At 63.8% G+C, this 23,662-nt stretch carries 25 protein-coding genes; 23 read left to right on the forward strand and 2 right to left on the reverse strand.

Translation table 11 applies throughout. The features are described from left to right. Window positions 1-117 precede the first annotated feature (117 nt). The 6 genes from BUB39_RS14555 (at window position 118) to BUB39_RS14580 (ending at window position 5,123) form a co-directional block, all read left to right on the forward strand. Window positions 118-1,128, forward strand: a complete 1,011-nt coding sequence (locus tag BUB39_RS14555) for an ABC transporter substrate-binding protein (RefSeq protein ID WP_073054638.1) — start codon at window positions 118-120, stop codon at window positions 1,126-1,128. A gap of 81 nt (window positions 1,129-1,209) precedes the next feature. After that, window positions 1,210-2,034 (forward strand): ABC transporter ATP-binding protein, encoded by an 825-nt coding sequence (locus tag BUB39_RS14560; protein WP_073054640.1) that lies wholly within the window; start codon window positions 1,210-1,212, stop codon window positions 2,032-2,034. Next, complete coding sequence (locus BUB39_RS14565) at window positions 2,031-2,780, forward strand: ABC transporter permease (protein WP_073054642.1); 750 nt, start codon at window positions 2,031-2,033, stop codon at window positions 2,778-2,780. Before BUB39_RS14560 ends, BUB39_RS14565 begins: the two co-directional genes overlap by 4 nt. Then, window positions 2,765-3,520, forward strand: coding sequence for an ABC transporter permease (locus BUB39_RS14570; protein WP_139251485.1), 756 nt, complete (start codon window positions 2,765-2,767; stop codon window positions 3,518-3,520). The genes BUB39_RS14565 and BUB39_RS14570 overlap by 16 nt, the downstream gene beginning before the upstream one ends. Before the next feature lie 2 nt (window positions 3,521-3,522). Continuing rightward, entirely contained in the window at window positions 3,523-4,311 is a 789-nt protein-coding gene (locus BUB39_RS14575; protein WP_073055561.1) for a class II aldolase/adducin family protein, read from the forward strand. Between the two features lie 86 nt (window positions 4,312-4,397). Next, a complete protein-coding gene (locus tag BUB39_RS14580) occupies window positions 4,398-5,123 on the forward strand; it encodes a GntR family transcriptional regulator (RefSeq protein WP_084527403.1) in 726 nt (241 codons plus the stop codon). Window positions 5,124-5,201: 78 nt separating this feature from the next. On the opposite strand, the gene BUB39_RS14585 is transcribed toward BUB39_RS14580, so the two are convergent. Then, window positions 5,202-6,008, reverse strand: coding sequence for an alpha/beta fold hydrolase (locus BUB39_RS14585; RefSeq protein WP_175561874.1), 807 nt, complete (start codon window positions 6,006-6,008; stop codon window positions 5,202-5,204). Between the two features lie 199 nt (window positions 6,009-6,207). Between BUB39_RS14585 and BUB39_RS14590 the strand changes: the two genes are divergently transcribed. The 12 genes from BUB39_RS14590 (at window position 6,208) to BUB39_RS14645 (ending at window position 17,101) form a co-directional block, all read left to right on the forward strand. Next, window positions 6,208-6,645, forward strand: coding sequence for a PPC domain-containing DNA-binding protein (locus tag BUB39_RS14590; RefSeq protein ID WP_073054646.1), 438 nt, complete (start codon window positions 6,208-6,210; stop codon window positions 6,643-6,645). Window positions 6,646-6,667: 22 nt separating this feature from the next. Beyond that, on the forward strand, window positions 6,668-7,240 hold the full coding sequence (locus BUB39_RS14595) for an ECF transporter S component (RefSeq protein ID WP_073055566.1): 573 nt from the start codon (window positions 6,668-6,670) through the stop codon (window positions 7,238-7,240). A 4-nt stretch (window positions 7,241-7,244) separates the two neighbouring features. Beyond that, window positions 7,245-8,039 carry an energy-coupling factor transporter transmembrane component T family protein gene (locus BUB39_RS14600; protein WP_073054648.1) on the forward strand — a complete coding sequence of 265 codons (795 nt, stop codon included), beginning with the start codon at window positions 7,245-7,247 and terminating at the stop codon, window positions 8,037-8,039. Beyond that, on the forward strand, window positions 8,027-8,878 hold the full coding sequence (locus tag BUB39_RS14605) for an energy-coupling factor ABC transporter ATP-binding protein (protein ID WP_073054651.1): 852 nt from the start codon (window positions 8,027-8,029) through the stop codon (window positions 8,876-8,878). Before BUB39_RS14600 ends, BUB39_RS14605 begins: the two co-directional genes overlap by 13 nt. Continuing rightward, on the forward strand, window positions 8,865-9,668 hold the full coding sequence (locus BUB39_RS14610) for an energy-coupling factor ABC transporter ATP-binding protein (protein WP_073054654.1): 804 nt from the start codon (window positions 8,865-8,867) through the stop codon (window positions 9,666-9,668). Before BUB39_RS14605 ends, BUB39_RS14610 begins: the two co-directional genes overlap by 14 nt. A gap of 164 nt (window positions 9,669-9,832) precedes the next feature. Then, window positions 9,833-11,311 carry a 4-hydroxyphenylacetate 3-hydroxylase family protein gene (locus BUB39_RS14615; protein ID WP_073054656.1) on the forward strand — a complete coding sequence of 493 codons (1,479 nt, stop codon included), beginning with the start codon at window positions 9,833-9,835 and terminating at the stop codon, window positions 11,309-11,311. Window positions 11,312-11,316: 5 nt separating this feature from the next. After that, window positions 11,317-12,519, forward strand: a complete 1,203-nt coding sequence (locus BUB39_RS14620) for an amidase (RefSeq protein ID WP_073054658.1) — start codon at window positions 11,317-11,319, stop codon at window positions 12,517-12,519. After that, complete coding sequence (locus tag BUB39_RS14625; protein WP_073054660.1) at window positions 12,516-13,439, forward strand: polysaccharide deacetylase family protein; 924 nt, start codon at window positions 12,516-12,518, stop codon at window positions 13,437-13,439. The genes BUB39_RS14620 and BUB39_RS14625 overlap by 4 nt, the downstream gene beginning before the upstream one ends. After that, a complete protein-coding gene (locus BUB39_RS14630; protein ID WP_073054662.1) occupies window positions 13,436-14,941 on the forward strand; it encodes an amidohydrolase family protein in 1,506 nt (501 codons plus the stop codon). Before BUB39_RS14625 ends, BUB39_RS14630 begins: the two co-directional genes overlap by 4 nt. Then, complete coding sequence (locus tag BUB39_RS14635) at window positions 14,938-15,432, forward strand: flavin reductase family protein (protein ID WP_073054664.1); 495 nt, start codon at window positions 14,938-14,940, stop codon at window positions 15,430-15,432. Before BUB39_RS14630 ends, BUB39_RS14635 begins: the two co-directional genes overlap by 4 nt. A gap of 5 nt (window positions 15,433-15,437) precedes the next feature. Next, a complete protein-coding gene (locus BUB39_RS14640; protein ID WP_073054666.1) occupies window positions 15,438-16,175 on the forward strand; it encodes a maleate cis-trans isomerase family protein in 738 nt (245 codons plus the stop codon). 29 nt (window positions 16,176-16,204) lie between these two features. Further along, a complete protein-coding gene (locus BUB39_RS14645) occupies window positions 16,205-17,101 on the forward strand; it encodes a polysaccharide deacetylase family protein (protein ID WP_073054668.1) in 897 nt (298 codons plus the stop codon). Between the two features lie 54 nt (window positions 17,102-17,155). On the opposite strand, the gene BUB39_RS14650 is transcribed toward BUB39_RS14645, so the two are convergent. Then, a complete protein-coding gene (locus BUB39_RS14650; protein ID WP_073054671.1) occupies window positions 17,156-17,548 on the reverse strand; it encodes a GFA family protein in 393 nt (130 codons plus the stop codon). 360 nt (window positions 17,549-17,908) lie between these two features. Between BUB39_RS14650 and BUB39_RS14660 the strand changes: the two genes are divergently transcribed. From BUB39_RS14660 to BUB39_RS14680, 5 genes are all read left to right on the forward strand, one after another. After that, window positions 17,909-18,901, forward strand: coding sequence for a CobW family GTP-binding protein (locus tag BUB39_RS14660; RefSeq protein ID WP_073054675.1), 993 nt, complete (start codon window positions 17,909-17,911; stop codon window positions 18,899-18,901). Between the two features lie 232 nt (window positions 18,902-19,133). Continuing rightward, window positions 19,134-20,582 (forward strand): NAD(P)-binding domain-containing protein, encoded by a 1,449-nt coding sequence (locus tag BUB39_RS14665; protein ID WP_210187084.1) that lies wholly within the window; start codon window positions 19,134-19,136, stop codon window positions 20,580-20,582. Between the two features lie 18 nt (window positions 20,583-20,600). Next, on the forward strand, window positions 20,601-21,626 hold the full coding sequence (locus BUB39_RS14670) for a hypothetical protein (protein WP_073054677.1): 1,026 nt from the start codon (window positions 20,601-20,603) through the stop codon (window positions 21,624-21,626). 2 nt (window positions 21,627-21,628) lie between these two features. After that, on the forward strand, window positions 21,629-22,603 hold the full coding sequence (locus BUB39_RS14675; RefSeq protein WP_073054679.1) for a substrate-binding domain-containing protein: 975 nt from the start codon (window positions 21,629-21,631) through the stop codon (window positions 22,601-22,603). Between the two features lie 15 nt (window positions 22,604-22,618). Next, complete coding sequence (locus BUB39_RS14680; protein WP_175561876.1) at window positions 22,619-23,584, forward strand: AraC-like ligand-binding domain-containing protein; 966 nt, start codon at window positions 22,619-22,621, stop codon at window positions 23,582-23,584. Window positions 23,585-23,662: the final 78 nt, after the last annotated feature.

The following is a 23,662-nucleotide window of genomic DNA, read 5'->3' on the forward strand; positions in this document are numbered from 1 at the left end:
GCGTCGAATCGCGGTTTGTGGGTCCATCCCGACGTCCCGCCGTCCATCGCACCACACGGCTTTGGCTTGGCATGCATATTGCTGATGAGTTCTTGCATACATGGACGGAGGGTCTGAATGTCGACTTCTATCACGCAGGGCATAGCGGCAGCATTCTTGGCCGCAATCACCGGCATCGCGGCGATCGACAGCGCCGCAGCTGCCGATCCGGTTTCCGTGCGCCTCAAATGGGTGGCGCAGGCGCAATTCGCGGGCGTCTATGTCGCCAAGGCCAAGGGCTTCTACGAGGCGGCCGGCCTCGACATGACCATCAATCCAGGCGGACCCAACGTCAATGTGGAGACGCTCGTGGCCTCGGGCGCCGATACATTCGGCATCGCATCGGGCACCGAAGGCGTGCTCTATGCGCGCGAGAAGAAACTGCCGCTGGTCGCGATCGGCATGTCGCAGCAGATCACGCCTTTTGCCTATGTGGCCTACACCGAGTCCGGCATCAATTCGGTCAAGGATTTCAAAGGCAAGCGCGTCGCGACCTGGATGGTTGGGCCGCAATATACGCTCTATTCGGTGCTGGCCGCCGAAGGTTTGAAGCAGGACGAAGTCAACATCGTCTCGCAACCCTTCTCGATGCAGCCCTTCATCGACAAGCAGTTCGATGTCGCGACGGTCACGCTCTACAACGAGCTGAACACGCTCAAGGAGCAGGGCATCACGAACATCAAGGTGTTCATGCCCGACGATAGCGGCGTCACCACCCAGCAGGACGCCATCGTCACCTCCGAGACGATGATCAAGGACAAGCCGGCCGAGGTGCAAGCCTTCTTGGACGCGACGCTGAAGGGCTGGAAATACGCTTTCGAGCACAAGTCTGAGGCCGTGGACATCGTGATGGCCGCCGGCTCGGGTCTTGAGCGCAAGCATCAGGAACTCATGCTTGACGAGATCGAGCGCGTCATGACGGCGAAGGCCGGCACGACGGAAGGCCTGGGCTACATGGATATGAAGTCGATCGAAACGGTGCAGGCAGATCTCATCAAGTTCGGCGCCATGAAGACCCCAGTCGATCTCAAGTCCGCCTTCGACAGCGCCTTCTGGGCCAAGGTCCCGGACGCCGACAAGAAGATGTGATCACCGGCCTCGGCGGCGCCATCTGGTGCGCCGCCGCAGCTCCGTTCTGCCGGCGCAATAGGCCGGAAAGGAGACCGATCCTTGCCTGACGAGACGACCGCCGTCGCCACCCCGCCGCATCTCCAGCTGGTCAATGTCTGGAAGCGCTTCGGCGAAGCGCCGAAGCAGACCGTTGCAGTGCGCAATGTCGACCTGTCGATCGAGCCGGGCGCATTCGTGACGCTGATCGGGCCGTCGGGCTGCGGCAAGTCAACGCTGTTCAGCATGATCTCCGGCTTGCTGCCGCCCGACTCGGATGGCTCGCTACTGCTCAATGGCAAGGTGCAGCAGGATGGCGCGCTGCTCGGCAAGATCGCCTTCATGCCGCAGCGCGACCTGCTGTTTCCCTGGCGAACGGTCCTCGACAATGCGACGCTGGCGCTCGAGGTGGAAGGCATGCCGCGCCGCAGGGCGCGCGCCAAAGCCGAGGCGCTGTTTCCCGAGTTCGGGCTTGGCGGCTTCGAACAGCACTATCCGCATCAGCTCTCAGGTGGCATGCGCCAGCGCGTTGCGCTGATGCGCACCTTCCTGTTCGAGCGCGACCTGATCTTGCTCGACGAACCCTTCGGTGCGCTGGACGCGCTGACGCGCAGCATGATGCAGCGCTGGCTGCTCGACATCTGGGCGAAGCATCGCCGGACTGTTCTGTTCATCACGCACGATATCGACGAGGCGATTTTCCTCGGCGACAAGGTCGTCGTCATGACCGCCCGGCCGGGCACGATCAAATGCGAGGAGGCGATCACATTGCCGCGCCCGCGTGATCTCGGCGTCGTGACGACGCCGGAATTCATGGCCGTCAAGAAGAAGCTTCTCGCGGTTGTCGAAGAGGAGAGCCTCAAGACCTTCGCGGCGGCATCGCCATGAATGCGCGCGCCCTCGCCCGCTCGCCGGTCGCCTCTGTCGTCTATGTCGCCGCCGCCTGGCTGGTTCTGGTTCCGCTCTTCAAAGTCCAGCCGCGCTATTTGCCGCCGCTGCCGGTGGTTCTCGCCGACGGACTCTCGGTCTGGCCGGATCTCGTCGCCGGCTTCTGGCGTACACTGGTCGAGACCGTGCTGGGATTTCTCGCCGGCGTCGTGCTCGGCGTCGGCTTTGGCATCGCGTTTTCGGCCTCTCGCATCATGGAGCGTGCGTTTCTGCCGATCTTCGTTGCATTGCAGACGGTTCCTGTGATCGCTTTCGGTGCCATCGTGGTGATCTGGTTCGGCAACACGATCATGGCGAAGGTCGTCATCGCGCTCTATCTCGCCTTCTTCCCCATCGCGGTGAACACGCTGCGCGGGCTGGAGCTTGCCGATCCGCAGCGCATCGCGTTGATGAAGAGCTTCGGCGCCTCGCACCTGCAACTGTTCCTGAAGCTCGCATTGCCGACCGCGCTCCCCAACATTCTCATCGGCATGAAGCTCGCGGTTGCCCTCAGCCTTGCCGGTGCGATCGTCGGCGAATGGTTCGGCGATACGGTCGGCCTCGGCGTCATGCTGCTGCAGGCGCTCTATTTCGAGCAGATCCCGCGCGTCTGGGTGCTGATCATCGCCTGCGGGGCGATGGGCACGCTGCTCTATGGCGCCCTCGTCCTTCTCGAACGGAGGTTCGTCTGGTGGCGTACGGACTGAGATTCATCCGATCCGCCTGGCCCGTTGCGTCGGCGCTCGCGCTGCTGCTGCTCCTGTGGCAGTTCGGCGCCGCGGCGCTCGACATCCCGACCTATATCCTGCCGCGCCCGGCCGAGATCTTCGTCACCGCCATCGCGAAATGGCCGCTGCTCGGTGACGCGCTGACGGTCACGCTGATCGAAGCGGTCGGCGGATTCCTTCTCGGCGCGGCGATAGGCATCGTGCTTGCCGTTCTGATGATCCTGGTGCCGCCGCTCGAGGCGCTACTGATGCCGATCGCCGTCGTCATCAATGCGGTGCCGTCGATCGCCTTCGTGCCGCTGGTACTACTCTGGTTCGGCCTCGGCATGGAATCGAAGATCGCGATCGGCGCACTTGCTGTCGTCCTCGTCGTGCTGCTCAATCTCCTGGCCGGGCTGAAGCGGCCAGAGGCCGATGCGATCAACCTGATGCGCTCGTTTGGCGCGGGGCGAATCGGCATCCTGTGGCGCCTGCAGCTGCCAGCAGCGATGCCGGGCCTCGTGACCGGCCTTCGCGTTGGGCTCGCCCGCAGCACGATCGCCGTCATCGTCGCGGAAATGATGGGCGCCTATAGCGGCATTGGCCAGGTCATCTATCAGGCCACTGGCCAAGTCGATTATCTGACGGTCTGGGCGGCGGTGTTCGTCGCCTCATTGGGCAGTCTCGCCCTTTATGGCGTGCTGGTCGCGATCGACCGCAAACTCGTATGGTGGAGATGAAGATGGCGTCGTTCCCGGCCAACATGGATCCCGCGCTGGAAGTGGCGCCGACCAGCGAGGCGGCGCTTCGCATCCAACTCGCCGCCTGCTTTCGCCTCGTCGCCCATTTCGGCATGGACGACCTCATCTACAATCACATCTCCGTCCGCCTGCCGGGACCGGAGCATCATTTCCTCATCAATCCCTACGGCCTGCTCTTTTCCGAAATCGACGCTTCCTGCTTCGTCAAGATCGACCTCGACGGCAACAAGGTCGAGCCGAGCGACTATGAAGTGAACCAGGCCGGTTTCATCATCCACAGCGCCATCCATTTAGGCCGCGAGGACGCGCTCTGCGTGCTGCACACGCATTCGGAGGCGGCGACCGCCATCTCGGCACTCGAGGAAGGGCTGCTGCCGCTCAGCCAATTCGCCATGCGCTATCAGGGGCATATGGGGCTGCACGACTATGAAGGCGTCGCCATCGACACCGATGAGCGGCAGCGCCTCATCGACGATATCGGCACCCACAACACGCTAGTGCTGCGCAATCACGGCGTGCTGACCGTCGGCCGCACGATCCAGGAGGCCTTCATCCTGATGTATTACTTCGAGAAGGCGGCGCGCGTGCAATTGCTGGCGCAGAGCGCGGTTGCCGGCGGCGCTCACTTCGCCGTTCCGGCTACGGAAGTCACCGACAAGGCTGCGCGGCAGTTCAATGATCATCAAGGCGATATCCGCGCGCCCGGATCACGCGAATGGCCGGCCTTCATACGCCTTCTCGACCGGATCGACCCTTCCTATCGAAATTGAACCGAATCGGTTGGTTGCATGCACAATCTGCGGTCTATGATCGAATGGCTGCTTTCGAGCGGCCCTGCAAACGGTGACGGACAACCATGACAGCGCGCGACGCCATCGCCGAAAGCCATCCAGACGACGCCACTCCTCTACGTGGACGAGGCAGCACGCTTTCCGAGGACCTCCGCTCCGCGCTGGAGGAAATGATCGTCTCCGGTCAGTTGCAGCCTGGCACTCGGCTCGACGAAGCCGAGATCGCAGCGCGATTCAAAGTGTCGCGAACCCCCGTGCGTGAGGCGCTCAAGGCGCTGATCGCCACCGGCCTCGTCGAAGTTAAGAGTCGACAGGGCGTGACCGTCGCGACGATTTCAATCCCGATCCTGCTCGAGATGTTCGAGATGATGGCCGCGCTCGAAGGCCTCTGTGCGAAGCTCGCCGCCCGGCGCGCCACGACTTCAGAAAAGGCCAATCTTCGCGCCATCCATGGCCGGTTGATCGAGGCGCTGGATGCCAGCGAGCCAGAACGCTTCTATGCGATCAACCATGCTTTCCATGACGCACTCTATGATGCGGCGCATACGCATTTCCTCGCCGGCCAGACGCGCCAGCTTCGACGCCGTGTGGCCGCTTATCGCCGCCACGTCACGCATCAGCCCGGCCGGATGGCAGCGACGATCGGCGAACACGCCCGCATCCTCGAAGCGATCGAGCATGCCGATGCCGAGCGTGCCTTCCGCGCCGCCAGCGAGCATGTCAACTTGCTCGGCGACGACATGGCGGACTTCATCTCCTCACTGCCAGCAGCCCTGACGCAGCAGTCCTGAGACGCACAATGACCGGCGACAGCAATTCGGCCGGACGCCCTTGGAAGCTGCGGCCAAGACAACCTCGCAGCCGGATTTTCATCCGAGGCGCTCCACGAGAATATTCCGCAGCAGAGCGTTGAATTCGCTTGGATTCTCTAGCATGGGGAAATGCCCCACGTCTTCCATGAGGCGGACGTCCAGTCCGGCAAGCTCGATGAGTTCGTTGCGCCGGGCGAGCATGGCCGAGTTGATCGTCGTCACAGGCACCGGACAGAGATCCCACCGGGGCACAATGTCCCAGGCGAGCAAAGCCTCGAGAACGCCGAGTGCCGCCTTCGGATTCGTCGCGGCCATGGCATCGCCAATCCAGTCGATGAGGCCGGCCCCGGCGCCGTCTGCGGTGATCGCAGCGATCATCCCGCGCATCGTGTCTTTGAAACTAGCTTCAAACATGGCCCGCCGCGCAGCGATTTCCGCCGCCGGCCGAGCCGCATAGAAGCCGGCTTCCGTAAACGTATCGACGCCGATCAGGGCGCGACAACGCGGGCCAAGCTGCACCGCTGCTTCGAGCGCGACGGCGCCTCCCATAGAATGTCCGACGAGGACGACGTCTGATCCGATCCAGTCCGCAACTGCGGCAATGTCGGAGCCGAATTCAGCCATGGACCAGTGGCCCGACGGCCTCGTTGGTTCGGCCAGTCCATGACCCGGCAAGTCAATCGTGACGACGCGATAATCGCGCGCCAGATGTGCCGCCTGCTGGTCCCAGAATGCCGCGCTGCAGCTCCAGCCGTGCACGAGGATGATAACGGGCCCTGCGCTGCCGTAGAGCGTGACAGGGATCGGTGCGCCGTCCTCGGCGACGACGACTGTGGAAACTGAATTTCCAGAAGAAGTCGCCATGGAGGCAACCGGATTGCGTGACATGCCAGCCAACCACTGATCCTATCGAGCTGCCGAGCTTAAGCACGGCGGCCGCCCACATCATGCTCAAAGCGACGGCACGCGGAGACTGCTATTTCCGCATGCAGCGACCTTGACCATGCTTATGCGGATAACGAATAGTTGCATACAGAAACTGCATCTGCGTGGACATGAGATCATGACAGAATCCGCCGTGCCGGCCCCTCTCGTCAGCGGCGGACGCTTCTTCGCCATGCGACTGAAGCCTGGCGAGGATGTCCTCGACACGCTCCAGGCCTTCGTCGCGGCGAACGACCTGAAAGCTGTCGGCATCGTCACCAGCGTCGGCAGCCTGACGCATGCAATGATCCGCTACGCGGCCCGTCCGGTGGGCGCACTCCGCGAAGGTTTGTTCGAGATCGTCTCGCTCATTGGCACGATCGAGCCTACCGGCTGCCATGTTCACATCTCCTGCTCGGACGAGAACGGCGACATGTTCGGTGGCCACATGCTGTCCGGGTGCCTTGTGCGCACGACTTGCGAAGTGGTGCTCGTCGATCTGACCGACATGGCTTTCGGTCGCGAGTATTGCCCCCTCTCGACGTGGGATGAACTCGTCATCTCGCCACGGTCCTGACAACAGAGCTGAGGAACGGATGATGAAGTTCGACACACGAACCCTGATCTTGATGGCGGCTGCCGTCGTCATCAACATAATCGGCGGCCAGATCGCCCACTTTCTCAAACTTCCCCTCTATCTGGACTCGATCGGTACGATCCTGGTCGCAATCCTTGCGGGCCCGCTGGCCGGCGGCATCACCGGGCTCGTCACCAATCTTGTCTGGGGCCTGATCCTTAATCCTGTCGCGGCCGCCTTTGCGCCGGTCGCTCTGGTCATCGGTGTTGTCGCGGGATTGCTCGCTCGCGCCGGCTGGTTCCGGACCTGGTGGCAGGCCACGATCTCGGGCGCCATCGTTGCCGTGCCAAGCACGATCGTGGCGGTACCGATCATCGTCTACATGTTCGGCGGCGTCACTGGCGGCGGCCCCGATTTTGCGGCAGCCTATCTTCTGGCAGTCGGGCAATCGCTGGTTCAGTCGGTGGCATTCTCCAATCTCGGCATCAATATCGCCGACAAGGCCGTGACGGCGCTGATCGCCTGGATCGTCGCCAGCCGCCTGCCGCTGCGCCTGACGAGCAATTTCGGTTTCTTCGAACATTCGAGGGTGTGAGACGGTGGCAAGCGGGAGCAAACAGGAAGCCGGCAAGCAGAGTCTTCTGTTCACGCCTGGCGAGAGCCTGCTCCACAAGGCCAATCCCCTGACATCGTTGGTGATCATGCTCTGGATGATCTCGGCCGCGGCGGTGTTGCCGACGGCCGGGACCGCGATCCTCGTCCTCGCAGCCATCACGGTTTCGATGGCGACCGGCGTCGGCAAGCGATCGGTCAAACGGCTGCTCATCACCATGACGCCGATCGGCGTCGCGCTCATCGTGGTGCATGGGCTGCTCATCGAACGGCCCGACCAGACCGACCTCGGCCTCGTCGCGATCAGTCCTGATGGCCTCGACTACGCCCTCAAGGTGTTCATGCGGGTGGCGGCGATGCTGATGGCGACGCTGCTCTTCGTGACAACGACGCATCCATCGGAAATGCTGAAGGCGCTCGACCAGCGCGGCGTGCCGCCCGGCGTCGGCTATCTGGTGGCGAGCCCGCTGCTGCTGATCGAGCCGTTCTCGGACCGTGCCAAGGCGATCCGGGACGCGCAACGTGTGCGAGGGCTCGACCTCACCGGCTCATGGAAGGCACGCATCATCGCCCTCCCCATATTGCTGATGCCGCTGATCACGCTGGCCCTTTCCGATCTCGACCAGCGTGCATCGATCCTTTCGGGACGGGCTTTCCGCGCCTTTCCCCGGCGCACCGTCATCAACGCGCCGCACGATTCGACCTTTCAGGTCTGGTTTCGTCGCATTCTGGTCGCGGTCGCCGTTCTCCAACTCGGGATTCCCTTGCTGTGGCACTTCTAGAAGTCCACGACCTCGCCTTTCGCTTCCCGCGCGCGGAGAAGCTGGTCCTCGACGGCGTCTCTTTCTCGGTCGAGCGCGGCGAGCGGGTCGCGATCCTATCGCCGAACGCCGGTGGCAAGACGACGCTAGCCCGATGGCTGGCCGGACTGCTTCCCGACGGGGTCCTGAAGGCCGAACGCGGCCATGTCAGCATGGACGGCAAGGATTGGACGGAGTGGCATATCGCCGAGCGATCGTCAGCGATCCAATATGTCGGGCAGGTCCCCTCGCAGCAGATGACCGGCTGCGCCTTCACGGTGTTCGAGGAGATCGCCTTCGGACCGTGCAATCTGGCTCTGCCGGAGGCCGAGGTTCGGGCCCGGGTCGACGAGGCGATGACGGTCTGCAACCTGCGCCATCTCGTTGATCGCGATCCCTTCACCCTCTCGGGCGGCGAGCAACAGAGGCTTTCGATCGCGGCAGCCCTCGCCATGAAGCCGCAAGTGCTCATCCTCGACGAGCCGACCTCCAATCTCGATCCAGAATCACGCGACGATCTCCTTGCACAGCTGGAACTCTTGCCGGGTGAACTGACCATCGTCGTGCTTGAGGTGGCGCTTCGGCCATCTTTGGCTCTCGCCGACCGCTTCCTTCTGCTCGACGAAGGTCGGATTGCCGTCGATGGTCCGGCAATTGATGTGCTGACACACCCACGCTGCATCGAAACGCTCGGCATGACGGCGATCACGGAGGCAGGCCGGCGTATTCAGAATGCCGGCGGCTGGGCGGAGGGGCGGCCTCTGCCCCTGACACTCGCCGACGCGCTCCAGACCCTGCAGGTGCCCGATGCTGTCCGTTGACGACGTTACCTTTTCCTATGTCGCGGGTGCGCCTGTCCTGGCCGACATCGACTTCAAAGTCGCGTCCGGCGAAGTGGTGGCAATCGTAGGGCGCAACGGCGCCGGCAAAAGCACGCTGCTGCGCCTCCTGAACGGGCTTTTCCAACCCGAGAGCGGCGCGATCATCGTTGCCGGCAACGCGACTTCTGATACGCCGGTGCACATTCTCGCCCGATCGATCGGCACGGTGTTCCAGGCGCCGGAACAGCAGATCTTCAATCCACGGGTCCGCGATGAAATCGCCTTCGGCCCCAAGCAGCTTGGCCTTACGGGCGCGACGCTCGAGGCGCGCATCGCCGAGGTACTGGAGCGCATCGGTCTCGCGTCAGAAGCGGACGCGCATCCGCTTGACCTCGACCAGTCTGCCCGGCGCATGGTTGCGATCGGCTCCGTGCTGGCGATGCAGCCGCCGATCCTCTTGCTCGACGAGGCCCAGCGGGGACTCGACAAAACGGCGATCACGCGGCTTTCCACGATCATCGAGACTGAAAAAGCCCGCGGCACGGCCGTGATCCTCGTCTGTCACGATATGGATTTCGTGGCCCGGCAGGCGGACCGCGTGCTGGGGCTCGCCCGTGGCCGGCTCGCGGCCAATCTGCCGACAAAAGCATTCTTCACCGACAAGGCTCTGACCGCGTCGATCGGAGTCGAGGTGCCGGATGTGCTCGCGCTTTCGGAAGCGCTCGCGCTGCCTCCGACTTTGACACCGGCGGCATTCGCCGACGCCTATATGGCGCGTGAGCGGACTTGACGCCGCGTGGTACGGGCGACTAGCTTTTGCGATGCAGCATCGAACCCGAGAATGGGCGATGCCGCGATGATCGCGACACTTCGACAGTTTAATTCAAATCGTCTCCCGATTGCGAAGGGCATGAAGCCTGGCGTCGGCATCCAGCTTGGAAAGCAGGATCCGCCATGGTGAAAGACGGCAAGCAGCATCTCGCAAGCCTCCGCGACAGCCGCACGATCTATATCGACGGGCGCAAGGTTGCCGATGTGACCACAGACCCGGCCTTCGCGAATGCCGTCGCGACGTCGGCCGCATTTTATGACTATCAGGCCGCGCCGGAAAACATCGAAGCGATGACCTTTCGCTCGCCGACTTCAGGCGACCAGGTCAGCCGCGCATGGCATCTGCCGCGCAATCATCGCGAACTCGTGGAGCGGCGGGAGGCGCTGACGCGCTGGGCCGAGATGACCTGCGGCATGGTGGGCCGCTCGCCGGATCACGTCGCTTCAACGCTCGCCGGCTTCCGCATGGGCTTGCCAGCATTCCGCGACTACGATCCGGCCCGGGCCAGCGCGGTCGAATCCTATTTCGACTATGCGCGCGACAACGACCTCTATCTCTCTTACGTCATCATCAACCCGCAGTCCGACAAGGCGAAGTCGGCGAGCGGCCAGCCTGACGCGCATCTCGTCGCGTCGATCGTCGACGAGGATGCCGCCGGCATCACGATCCGCGGCGCCAAGATGCTAGCAACGAGTGGCATCATGGCCAATGAGATCATGGTCTCGGGCTTCAACGCGCTGCAGGCCGGCGACGAGGCCTATGCCTTCACGGCGGTACTGCCCATCGGTGCCAAGGGCCTGACGCTGATGTCGCGGCGCAGCTACGAGCAGGCTGCAACGTCTGAATTCGATTATCCGCTGTCGACCCGCTTCGACGAGAACGACGCGGTGGTCTATTTCGATGACGTGAAGATCCCCTGGGATCACGTCTTCGTCTACAAGGACCTCAAGATGGCCCAGGCGCAGTGGCACGACAGCCGCGCGCATGTGATGCAGAACTACCAGTGCATGATCCGGCTGATGGTGAAGCTGAAATTCCTGCTCGGCATCACACGCAAGATCGCCGAGACCAACAACATCATCAACTATCCGCAGGTTCGCGAGACGCTTGGCCTCGTCGCGGCCAAGGTCAACAATATCGAGGCGCTGGTCGTCGCCATGGAGGCGACAGGCGAGCACTTCAACGGCTATTATGTGCCGAACCGCACGATCCTCTGCACCGCGCAGGTCATCGCGCAGACGACCTATCCCGAGGTGGTCGAAGCGCTGCGCACGCTTTCGGGCGGCGGCATGATCATGGTGCCCTCCTCCTTTGCTGACTTCGAGACGCCGGAGACCCGCGCGATCATCGAAAAGACGCAGCGTTCCATCGTCACCAACTCCGAAGGGCGCGTGAAGCTGATGAAGCTCGCCTGGGATGCCGTCGGCTCGGAGTTCGGCTCGCGCCATCTACAGTATGAGATGTTCTATTCAGGCCCGACTTTCGTCACGCGCGGCAACTCGTTCCGCTTCTTCGACTGGGATGGCGTGAAAGGCACGGTCGACGGTTTCATGGAAACCTATGGGCTACCGGCGCCGGGCCTTCGCTCGGCCGCAGAGTGACGGCGATGGATGTGCCCGAACGGCCTTCCCGCGAGGCGATCGAACGCCTCGCCTTTGTCGATCACGGCCGTGACAGCCTTTTGCTGACCGGAGAGGGACCGCTGGCGGGGCTCTCCTTCGCGGTGAAGGATCTGATCGACGTTGCGGGCTATCGATCGGCCTGGGGCAATCCCGACCGGCTCCGCGATGCTCCTCCGGCCATAGCAACCGCGCCTTCGGTGCTGGTCCCGCTGATGGCCGGCGCGCGCATGGCCGGAAAGACCGCGACGGACGAGCTGGCCTGCGGCATGTTCGGGATGAACCCGCATTTCGGCATCCCGATCAACCCAGCGGCTCCGGATCGCGTGCCGGGCGGGTCGTCGAGCGGCTCGGCCTCTGCCGTCGCGGCGGGCCTCGTCGATTTCGCCCTCGGCTCCGATACCGGCGGCTCGATTCGTGCGCCGGCGAGTTTCTGTGGCCTTTACGGGCTCCGGACGACTTTTGGTCGCGTCTCGGTCGCCGGCGTGATGCCAATGGCGCCGAGCTTCGATACGGTCGGATGGCTCACGCGCAACATCGCGATGATGAAGCGCGTCAGTGCCTGTTATTTCGGTCCGATCGGGCCGGCGGCGGCGCCGCGGCTGATGGTCGCCCGTGATGCGTTCGATATCCCGGAGCACGGGATCGGCGCTGCGCTGCTGCCGATCGCGAAGAGCCTCGGCGCCTCGACCGAGATCACGCTTTACGAGGAAGGGGTCGAGCACTGGCTGGAAACCTTCCGCCCGCTGCAACTGCATGACCTGTATGCAACGCTCGGCGCCTTCGCGACCGAGCCCGGACGACGGCTGTCGCAGGCTGTTGCCGAGCGGTTCGCGCTCGCCTCGACGGTCAAAGCTGAGGACGTCGCCAAAGCGATACCGAATCGCGAGGCCTTGACCGACCGGCTCGTCGCCCTGCTCGGCGACGACGGCATCATCGTCCTGCCGACGGTGCATGACCTCCCGCCCCGGCGCGATGCGCCTGTCACGGCTCAGATCGCCTTTCGCGAGAAGACTCTCGCCCTCACGGCCGTCGCCAGCCTCACTCGGTTACCGCAACTCGCAATCCCCGCGACGACGTTCGAAGGTTGTCCGGTCGGCCTGTCGCTGATCGGCGGCCCTCGCAGCGAGAAGCGCCTGATCGCCTTTGCCGACACTTTGGGTGACCTGACGCGCAAGGCTGCGGCATGACCCCAGTCGCCAATGGTGTCCGCGACTTCGTGGGCTATGGTCGGACACCGCCGGACCCACGTTGGCCGGGCGGAGCACGGCTGGCGCTCGTTGTCGTGCTGAATGTCGAAGAAGGCGCGGAGCCATCGATCCCGGATGGCGACGAGGCCTCCGAGGCCGCACTGACCGATGCCATTCCGGGTGAAGTGAGCGCCGGGCGCCGTGACTTCGTAGCAGAGACGCTGTTCGAATACGGATCACGTGTCGGCTTCTGGCGGCTCACCGAGCTTTTCGCCGAGCGTGGCATGCCGCTGACGATCAATGCCTGCGCGGCCGCGCTACGCCGCAACGGCGAGATCGCCGCGGCCATCCGCGATGGCGGGCTGGATCTCTGCTGCCATGGCGACCGCTTTGTCCGCTACTACCGCATGGACGCGGCCGAGGAGCGCGCCGCGATCGCCGCCGCCTATCTTGGCATCGTCGAGACAATCGGCCGGCCGCCGCTGGGGTGGCAGAGCCGCTATTCGTCCAGCGAGGCGACACGGGCGCTGCTGGTCGAGCATGGCGGGTTTCTGTACGACTCCGACTCCTATGCCGACGACCTGCCCTATTGGGTAGCGGTTGGCGACGCGCCGCATCTCGTCGTCCCGCACTCCTTCACGCATAACGACAACCGGCTTGCCACGGCCAAACTCGGGACGGCCGAGGACTTCTACGATCATCTCGCAAGCGCATTTCGCGTCCTGCATGCCGAGAGCGCGCGGCGGCCGCGCATGATGACGGTAAGCTTGCACAGCCGCATTTCGGGCCAACCTTCGCGCTTTGAGGCGATCAGGCGCTTTCTCGATCTGGTCTCTGCCCATGACGACGTCTGGTGCGCCGGCCGCTCGGAGATCGCACGGCACTGGATGGCGACGCATCCCGCGGAGAGTGTGCCATGAGCCGCACCGTCATCACGGGCGGGCTCGTCGCCGATCTTGCGTCAGGAACGGCAACCGCACGCGACCTGCTTGTCGAGAACGGCCGTCTTGCGGCGATCGCAGAGCCCGGCGGCCTCGACGCCGGCGATGCCGCCCGTCATGACGCTTCCGAGCGTTTGATCCTGCCGGGCTTCGTCAACAGTCACACCCATGGCCATGCCAATCTCGCCAAAGGCGTCGCCGACCGCTGGACACTTGAAGCCTCGCTCACCAACGGGCCGTGGATGGGCGGCGCGCGCGATGTCGAGACGATCTATCTCTCGACGCTGATCGGCGCGCTCGACATGCTTTCGAAGGGCTGCACGGCCTGTTTCGACCTCGTCTATGAGTTCCCGCGCCCAACGGTCGGGGGCTTCATGGCGGTGGCGCGGGCCTATGCGGACGCCGGCGTCAAGGCGGTGCTGGCGCCGATGGTCGCCGACAAGACACTGTTCACGGCGATTCCCGGTCTAGCCGCCTCCCTCCCCCAAGACCTGCGCGAAAGCGTCGGCCGTTTCGCACTGGACGGCGGAGATGCCACGATCGAGGCTGTCGAGGCCATCATCGCCGAGCGGGCAAACCTGCCGGCCGGCATAGCGCTGGCTTTGGCGCCGACGATTCCGCATCACTGCTCGGAGCACTTCCTGCTGCGCCACGGGGAGCTTGCCGAGCAGCATGGTCTCCCGGTCCATATGCATGTCGCTGAGTCTCGGCTGCAAGCGAGTGTGGCGCGCGATCTCTGGGGTCAGTCGCCCGTCGCCTATCTCGCCGAGCGCGGCGTGCTCGGCCCGCATTTCATCGCGGCGCACGCCGTCTGGCTCGACGCTGCCGATCTTGACCTTCTTGCCGCGCACCGCTGCAGGATCGCTCACATTCCGGCCTCCAACTTCCGCCTCGGCGCTGGCATCGCGCATGTGCGGCCGATGCTGGAGCGCGGCATCTGCGTCGGACTCGCGACCGATGGCGCAAACTCCTCGGATGCCCTTTCAATGCCACAGGCGATCCGCCTCGCCTCCTATGCGTCGCGCATATTCGACGCTCCGCGAGAGGATTGGCTTGGCGCTGGCGAGACCCTTCGCCTCGCGACCGAAGGCGGCGCCGATCTCCTTGGCCTGCCGCGCGCCGGCAGGATCGAGGTGGGGGCGGCAGCCGATCTCGCCTTCTTCGATCTCGGCCATATCGACTTCCTGCCCCTCATCGACCCGCTCAACCAGGTCGTGACCGCCGCAGATTCCGGCTCAATTGCCGACGTGATGGTCGACGGAGACCTCGTGATCCGCGACCGCCGCCCGACGCGGATCGACCGGATGGACCTTCGCGCCCGGGTCGGCGAAGCCGTTGCCCGGCTCGATCCGAGCCTCACCGAAGCGCGGACGCTCGCCGGACGGCTCGAACCACACGTGGTCGCCTTTGCGCGCAGCCAGCGCCACAAGCCGCTTCCCATCAATCGTTTCCTGTCCGTCGAAGGGAAAGACCGATCATGACCAACCCTGTCGATCCGACGGACTTTCGCCGCGCCTGCGCCTTGTTCCCGACCGGCGTTGCGGTCGTGACGACGCATCACGGCGACATCTTTGCCGGGATGACGATCAACTCTTTCGCATCGGTCTCTCTCCAGCCCTCGCTGGTGCTGTGGAGCATCCGCGAGAACGCCCGCTCGCGCGCCATTTTCGAGGGTGCCGGACGTTTCGCGGTCAACGTTCTCTCCAGCACCCAGATGGATGAGGCGCGACATTTCTCGAAGCACACACTGGAGGCCTTCGACGGCGAACCGATGGTGATCTCGGAGCGCGGCCTTCCGCTGCTGCCCGGCGCGCTGGTTCATCTCGAATGTGAGACGCGGGCGATCCATGATGGCGGCGATCATCGCATCATGATCGGCGAAGTCGTCGCGCTTTCGGCGCGTGAGGGCGATCCGCTGATCTTCTTTAACGGCCGTCTTTCGGCCGGCTTCCATGCGTTCGAAAAGAGCTGATCTTCATGAGCATAGCCCGTATCGGCCACATCACCCCCTCCTCCAACACGCAACTGGAGCCGCTGACCTATGCGATGAACCGATCGCTCGACGGACGGCTCGCGCATCACTTTTCGCGCATCCGCGTCAAGCATCTGGCGCTGGAGGCCGCCTCCGACGCACAATTCCGCCTGGAGACGATGCTGGCCGGCGCCCGGCTCCTCGCGGATGCGCCGCTTCAGGGCATCGTCTGGAACGGCACGTCGGCAAGCTGGCGCGGGCTCGAAAACGACGTCGCGCTCTGCGAGGCGATCACGCGCGAGACCGGACTTCCCGCTTCGACCTCGACCCTCGCCTTCTACCGCGCCTTCCGGACATTCGGCTGGAAAACCGTCGCGCTCGCCGTCCCCTATACCGAGGACATCACAGAGGACATCGCCAAGGAATATACGCGCCAGGGCTTCCCTGTGGTCGGAGCCGCGTCGCTCGGCATCCGCGAGAATATCGATATCGGCGCGTCGCCCGCGGACGACATCCGCAAGGTGCTGCGGTCCGCTGCAACGAGCAAACCCGACTGCATCGCGGTTGTCTGCACCAACTTCAACGCCACCGAACTCGTCCAGGAGATGGAGGCCGAACTCGGCATCCCGATCGTCGATTCGATCGCCGTGACATTCTGGGAGGCCTGCCGGCTTGCCGGAATGTCGACGCCCGTCCTGGGCTGGGGCAAGCTCCTTGCATCAGACACGGCGGCTTCGGCCTAGTTCAAGCAGTCCACTGAAAAGAGGGAAAGATGGCCAAGGAAATCTTCGTTGCCTATGGCGTCGACGTCGACGCGGTCGCCGGATGGCTGGGTTCCTATGGAGGCGAGGATAGCCCGTGCGACATTTCCCGCGGCGTTTTTGCCGGAGAAGTGGGCACGCCGCGCCTTTTGAAGCTGTTCGATCGCTTCGGCATCAAGACGACCTGGTTCATCCCTGGCCATTCGATCGAGACTTTTCCCGACGAGATGGCGGCTGTCGCGGCGGCCGGCCATGAGATCGGCATGCATGGCTACAGCCATGAGAACCCGCTGATGATGACGCGCGACCAGGAGGCCGCCGTCCTCGACAAGTCGATCGCGCTGATCGAGAATCTGCAGGGGCGCAAGCCCTCCGGCTATGTCGCGCCGTGGTGGGAGTTCTCGAACACCACGATCGAGATGCTGATCGAACGCGGCATCATCTACGATCACTCGCTGATGCATAACGACTTCTTCCCCTACTACGCCCGCACCGGGGAAAGCTGGTCGAAGATCGATTATGGCAAGCCGGCAGAGACCTGGATGACGCCGATGAACCGCGGCACCGAGACGCCGCTCGTCGAGATTCCGGCGTCCTGGTATATCGATGACCTGCCGCCGATGATGTTCATGAAGGCGGCGCCAAACAGCCACGGCTTTGTCAATCCGCGCGATATCGAGGAGCTGTGGCGCGACCAGTTCGACTGGGTCTATCGCGAATACGACTATGCCGTGTTCACGATCACCATCCATCCGGATGTCTCCGGCCGGCCGCAAGTGCTGATGATGCATGAGCGGCTGTTCGGCCATATGGCCAAGCACCCTGGCGTCAAGTTTGTGACCTTCGAGGACATCGCCAAGGACTTCCTGAAGCGGCATCCGAAGGGCACGCCCGGTCCGAAGCCGTAGCGGCGGACAGAGGAGACTGGTCGCATGCGTGCGGAATGGCGGCGGACATGCGACCTAATCCTCGAAGCGGCCGCCGGTCTCGCGATCACGCTCATACCGTCGGGCCAGCGGAAATGGCGGCAACCAGTGCTCCCGGCGGATGGTCCAACTCTCATAGGTCGGCCGCATCTGGTCAGGAGCATCGAGCGACCCGAGATTGATTTCGATTTCGTCGTCGCTGACGGAATAGACGGACGAGCCGCAACGGGGACAAAAGAAGCGTCCGGCATAGGAACGCGTCTCGCCCTCGATCGCCACGGCATTTCCGGGAAATATCGCCGAGGCATAAAAAAGGGCGCCGTGATGCTTGCGGCAGTCGAGGCAGTGGCAGATGCCGACCCTGTAGGGGCGCCCCGATGCGACGAACCGGACATCGCCGCACAAGCAGCCGCCGGTGAATTGTTCCATGATGCGCCTCCTTTACGGTCCGCTAGCCAGGATAGCGTCAACCGGCAACCCGTTCGAGGGTTTGCCATAGTCTGCGAGGATTGAGTCCTCCGATGTGCGGCCTTTGCGGAACTTTCACCGAAATGCACTGGGCGGCAGCGCCGACAGCGGCTGCCCGTCCCGGACTCGGACGTGCGCGCCTTGCCGCCGCTGCCGCAGACATCGCAGCAGAATCGGGGGTCCGTATCGCCGCCTGGGGTCAAGGATTCCGCGTCATCGGTCCGACCGGACGCACCGAGATCGTGCCTGATCTCGCGGCGCTGTGGCGGGCAATAGACCGGCTCGGTCGCGCAAGGCCTGATCCGCTCGCGAGCCGCCACGATGAATGAGCCGATCGATGTCGATATCCTCACCGGCTTTCTCGGCAGCGGCAAGACAAGCTTGATCCGGCGCTTGGTCGACGGCGGCGCTCTCACGGAAACAGCGATCCTCGTCAACGAAATGGCCGATCTGCCGGTTGATCGCGAACTGATCAATCTGTCCGGCGCGGCCGCCTCGGTTGTCGGCGACCGCTGCCTCTGCTGCGTTACCGACGGCAATCTTCGCGCCGCGATCGTCGCGCTGATCGAGAGCAAGGCGAACGGAACCGTTCCGCCGTTCCGCCGCATCCTGATCGAGACGTCGGGAATAGCCGATCCAACATCCTTGATCGCGACGCTCTCGACTGACCCCATCCTGAAGGCGCGCGTTCGTCTTGGACGGGTCGTCACCCTGGTCGATCTCTGCCACGGCTCGGTGACACTCGACGAATCCGCCGAAGCGATGTCCCAGCTCATCGCCGCCGATATCATCCTGCTGACGAAGGCAGACCTCGCCGAAGCCGGCACGGCGGAGCAACTGGCCGACCGTATCGGAGCCGTCAACCCGATTGCCCGGACATTTGCGGCAGGCGGTCTCGATCCGTTCGATCGGTCCCTTCTTGCCGATCAAGCCCTGCCCGCCCGCGCCATCCGCTCGTTCATGGCCGCACCGACGACGCCCGGTCACAACCGCATCGTGGCCTCGGTGCTCACTGCGGAGGCTCCTGTGGCCTGGGCGCGCCTCGCTGCCTGGCTGTCGCTTCTTCTGCATCGCCACGGCGACGCCATCCTCCGCATAAAGGGATCGGTGGGCATCGAGATGGATGACGGACCCGTCGCCGTCGTCGTCCAGTCAGTGCGCCATGTGGTGCACAAGCCCGAGCATATGCCGGCGAATGGCGGCGCGCCTCAGACCGCATTGGCGGTGATCGCACGCGGCCTGGATCACGAACGACTCGCCGCCTCATTTCGCCGCCATGTCACGGAAGAGAAGGTCTCGAAAAACGCTCATTGAAGAGGTGCCGATTGCTCAATGAGCAGCGTCTGCATAGCGTTTCGGCATGTCGCCGGCGCCGCTCTTCGGTAGACCGCCAGCTTCGGTTGGTATGCGGATTGCTTGGAAGATTGCCGTCCAATCGACCGGAAGACCGGATTGGACATTCCCGAACAGAAGTCCGGTGCTTTGCGCCGCGCGTATGTCCGCCTGGCGAAAGCCTGATGGCGCGGACCGGTATGGAGTGCGTCGCATGACGATGAGCAGCCTCGACGAGTTGGCGAAGCGCGTTCGCTTCGAACTAGACTGCGTTGCCTATCCGGCGCGCGAGTGGGTCGTGCCCCGCCAGCACGACGGCAAGCCGGTGCTCGACGTCCTCATCGTCGGTGGCGGCCAGAACGGCCTTGCCCTCGCCTTCCGCCTGCTGCGGGAGCGCGTCACCAATGTCCGCGTGCTTGACCGAAGCCCGAGCGGTCAGTCGGGGCCTTGGATCACCTATGCTCGCATGCAGACACTGCGGACGCCGAAGCATGTGTCAGGGCCGGAACTTGGACTGCCGGGTCTCTCGATCCGCGCATGGTACGAAGCGAAGTTCGGTGCCGCGGCCTGGGCCGGCGTCAACAAGATCCCGCGCGCCGACTGGCATGACTATCTCGGCTGGCTGCAGTCGACCGTCGGCATCGACGTCACCAACGACGCGGCCGTGATCGACATCGAGCCGCTTGCCGACGATCTCTTCGACGTCCGCGCAATAATCGCCGGCAAGGCGGAACGGCTGCTGGCGCGCCACGTCGTGCTTGCGACGGGCATCGAGGGCGCGGGTAAATGGCAGGTGCCCACTGTCGTCAAGCAGGCCCTGCCCAGAGAGCGATATGCGCACACGGCCGAGCCGATCGATTTCGCCGCCCTGAACGGCAAGCGCGTCGGCGTCATAGGCGCCGGGGCCTCGGCCTTCGACAATGCGGCGATGGCGCTGGAAGCCGGCGCGAGCGCGGTCGACGTTTTTGCGCGGCGGCGTTCGCTGCCGAAGGTCAATCCAAACCGCTATATCGAGAATGCGGGGTATATTCGCCATTTCGCCGATCTCGACGACGAGGCGAAGTGGCGTTTCATGCGGCGGTTCTTCGCGCTCAACCAGCCGCCGCCCCAGGATACGTTTGAGCGCTGTGCGCGCTTCGACGCTTTCGATCTCCATCTCGGCAGTCCGATTGAAAGCGTCACCTTCGAGGATGGACATGTGCGGCTCGGCACGCCTGGGGGCGTGTTTGACTATGATTTCCTGATCGTGGGTACGGGTTTCGTCGTCGATCTGGCGTTGAGGCCGGAACTGGCCCGCTTTGCGCACAAGATCGCTGTCTGGTCTGATCGCTATACGCCTCCCAAAGGCGCGGAGAGCTCGATGCTCGGCGCCTATCCTTACCTGTCGGGTGACTTCCAGTTCACGGAGAAGGCATCCGGCGCGGCGCCCTATCTGTCGCGGCTCTACTGCCATTCCTTCGGGGCCATGATGAGCCTTGGTGCCACCGCCGGCATCTCCCAGCTCAAATTCTCAACCGAGCGCATCGCCCTTGGCATCACACGCCAGCTTTTTCGCGACGACGCCGAGGCCTTCATTGCCGGTCTTGACCGCTATGACGAGGTCGAGCTCGACATTTCCGCCTTCGAAGCGCGCCGCGCCGCCCGCGCCTCGCGAGTTGCCTGAAAGGACGAACAAAGCGAAATGGTCACTGTCACCGATCGCGCCCAGCGCATCACCGAATCCGCGGACAAGATCGAAAGCCCGTTCGTCCTCGATCCGACGCTTTGCCTCTACAGCCCGCAGGACAATGTCGACAGCCTCACACATCCGCGCATTGCGGCGTGGCTCGATTTCATCCGCAACGACTACGAACCGAAGCTGCCAGCCGCGAAGCGCAAGGTTTTGCTCTTCATGCCCTGCACGAAGACAAAGCCCTATCCCTTTTCATCTGAACATAAAGCGATCAATCAGCGCCTTGCCGACACCGGCTTCCGGCCGACCGCGCAGCTCGACCTGCCGCAGGAATTGCAGGCCCGGCTCGAGCCGGAATTCTCACAGGACGTACTCAATCTCTCGCCGCTGATGGACGATGCCGGCACGCTTGTGCACCGCATGGTGATCTCCGAGCCGATGGGCGTCGTGCCCTATGAACATATCATCGACTATCCGGGCGGCGCCTCGCCGGCCACGGCCTATGACGACCCGGGCCTGTTCGAGAAGCGCGGCAATGCGGTGTCGCCCTGGCGCAGCGACTCGACAGCCATTGCCGTTTCTAAGACACGCTGGAAATGGGGCGACGAGGAGCGGCGTCACTATGCGCTGATGCACAACGCCATGGCCGAGGCGGTCGCCGCCGTCGTCGGCCGGATCGGGCATCGCTATGACGACATCGTCTCCTGGGTGGCGCCCGGCCTGACCCATCGCAGCTTCGTCATCGGCAAAGCCGAGCGCGCGGCGAACAACGTTCCCGCCACCCGCAAGGTCGGTTCCGGCCGCGTGGACCTTGTTGGTGCCAATGACTACCTTGGCCCCGACGCCGCCATCGTCTGCCTGCCGACGCTCGACCAGTGCAAGGATGCGATCGACCGCCTCGCCGCGCGGCTCGGCATCGACACGATCCAGGCGACCGGCATCTATGCCCGCGGCGGCGCCAACGCTACGCCGCTTGCCCTCCCCGAACTTCTTGACGTGCTTGTCGCGCGGCTGCGCGACCAGAAGGAAAAGTGAGAATGACGCTTCTGAAACTGACCATCGGCGCCAGCGACAGCGACCGCACCCGGCCGATCGCCAACGGCGAGGTCAAGATTGCCGGCGTCGAGCCGGATGTGACACTGATGGGCGTGCAGGCGCTGTTCAACAAGCAGCTCGGCTCGCACCATTTCGACGCCTGCGAATTTCCCCTCGCGACCTATCTGCGCACGCTGGAGCGGCCAGACCGGCCCTATCTCGCCGTGCCGATCTTTCCCTCGCGCCATTTCCGCTTTTCCAGCGTCTTCATCAACAAGGCGAGCGGCATCCGGACGCCGGCTGACATGGCAGGAAAGCGGATCGGGCTCATGGTGTTCGACATGGCCGCAGCCGTCTGGCAACGCGGCTTCTTCGAGGAGCACTACGGCCTCGACCGGACGGCGCCGATTTACGTCACCGGGGGGCTCGAAGCGCCCCGGACGGGCGATGAACATCCGCAGGTCTATCCTGACAAATTCAAGGTGGAGCGCACCGACAGATCTTTGGCGCAGATGCTGGCGAGCGGCGAGATCGACGCGCTTTATACGGCTCGCGCGCCAAGCACCTGGCCATCCGAGACCGTTGGCCGGCTGTTCGAGGATGCCAAAACCGCTGAGCTCGACTATTTCCGCAAGACCGGCATCTTCCCGCCGATGCATATCCTCGCGGTCAAGCGGCCGATCGCCGAAGCAAATCCTGGCCTGACAAAGGCGCTGTTCGACGCTTTCGCCGAGGCACAGACAGTGGCGCGGGCGAAGCTCTTCGACCAGGTGGCGCTTTCGACCATGTTGCCCTGGGCGCTTGAATCGCTGCTTGAGGCCGAGCGTGAGCTCGGGAAAGATTATTGGCCGGTTGGGTTTGCCAAGAACCGTGCCATGCTGGAGGTCATCATCCGCTACCTCACCGAGGACGGCCTGATTTCGACGGCCTTCAAGCCGGAAGACCTTTTCGAAGGCGCGGATATTCTCGCCACCTGAGCGATGGAGCATGCGATGACCGTTTCGGGCTTCGGCTGGCGGGATCTCTCGACGGATGCGGTTCCGGCTGCCGAGCGGCTCGACTATTGGCGCGAGGCGACGAACAGCTTGTTTCCGCCGACACAACTGCGGCGGGACGGGTTTGAGGGCTTCTATGGCCATGTCGCCTGGTTGAGCCTCGGCGAAGTGACGATCGCCGACATCGTCTCGACCAGTCTCGATGTCGTGCGCAGCGAGCGGGATATCCATTGCGGCGATGATCGCTGGTACGAGCTGACGATCCAAATCGACGGTGAATGCGCATTCTCGCAGGATGGGCGTGACATCGTAACGGGCCCACGATCGATGGTCCTCTATGACAGCCGTCGGCCCTACCAGATGCGCTTTCGCGGCCCCTATCGGCAGGTTTCGCTGAAGGTGCCGCGTGCGGCTCTCAGGGAGCGCGTACCCTCTGTCGACCGTCTGGTAGCGCTGCATCTCGCAGCCGACCGTATTCCGGGCCGGTTCATCTACGATTTGGCCAGTGGACTGTGCGAGCGGCCCAACGACATCCCGGCCGCGCTTTCGAGTCGGCTGGAGCAGCATGTGCTCGAACTGACAGCGACCGCTTTGATGGATGTGGGGAGCGGTGAAACCGTCTCGTTCTCCCGTGTTTCGCAGCTCGATCGCATCAAGGCCTATATTCTTGCCCATCTCGACGACGCCGAACTCTCGCCGCGCGGCATCGCAGCGGCGCATGGCATTTCGCTGCGCCGCCTCTATGAACTATTTGAGGGTGAAGAGCAGCAGGTCGCCCGCTTCGTCCAGGCGCAGCGGCTCGACCGCATCCGCCGCGAACTGGCGGATCCGCTGATGCGCGGGCTTCCGATCAACAGCATAGCCCTCCGCCGCGGTTTCAAGGATTTCTCGCATTTCAGCCGCGCTTTCCGACGCCAGTTCGGCGTCGCTCCGGGTGCGTTCAGATCGGCCTCGTCACATTGAAGGAACGAGCGCACGCAGCACCATGCTTTTGCGCCAGCACAGCACTGTCGTCTTGAAGGCGCATGCCTCCTAATGCCC

This window comes from Kaistia soli DSM 19436 (genome assembly GCF_900129325.1).
GTDB classification, from domain to species: domain Bacteria; phylum Pseudomonadota; class Alphaproteobacteria; order Rhizobiales; family Kaistiaceae; genus Kaistia; species Kaistia soli.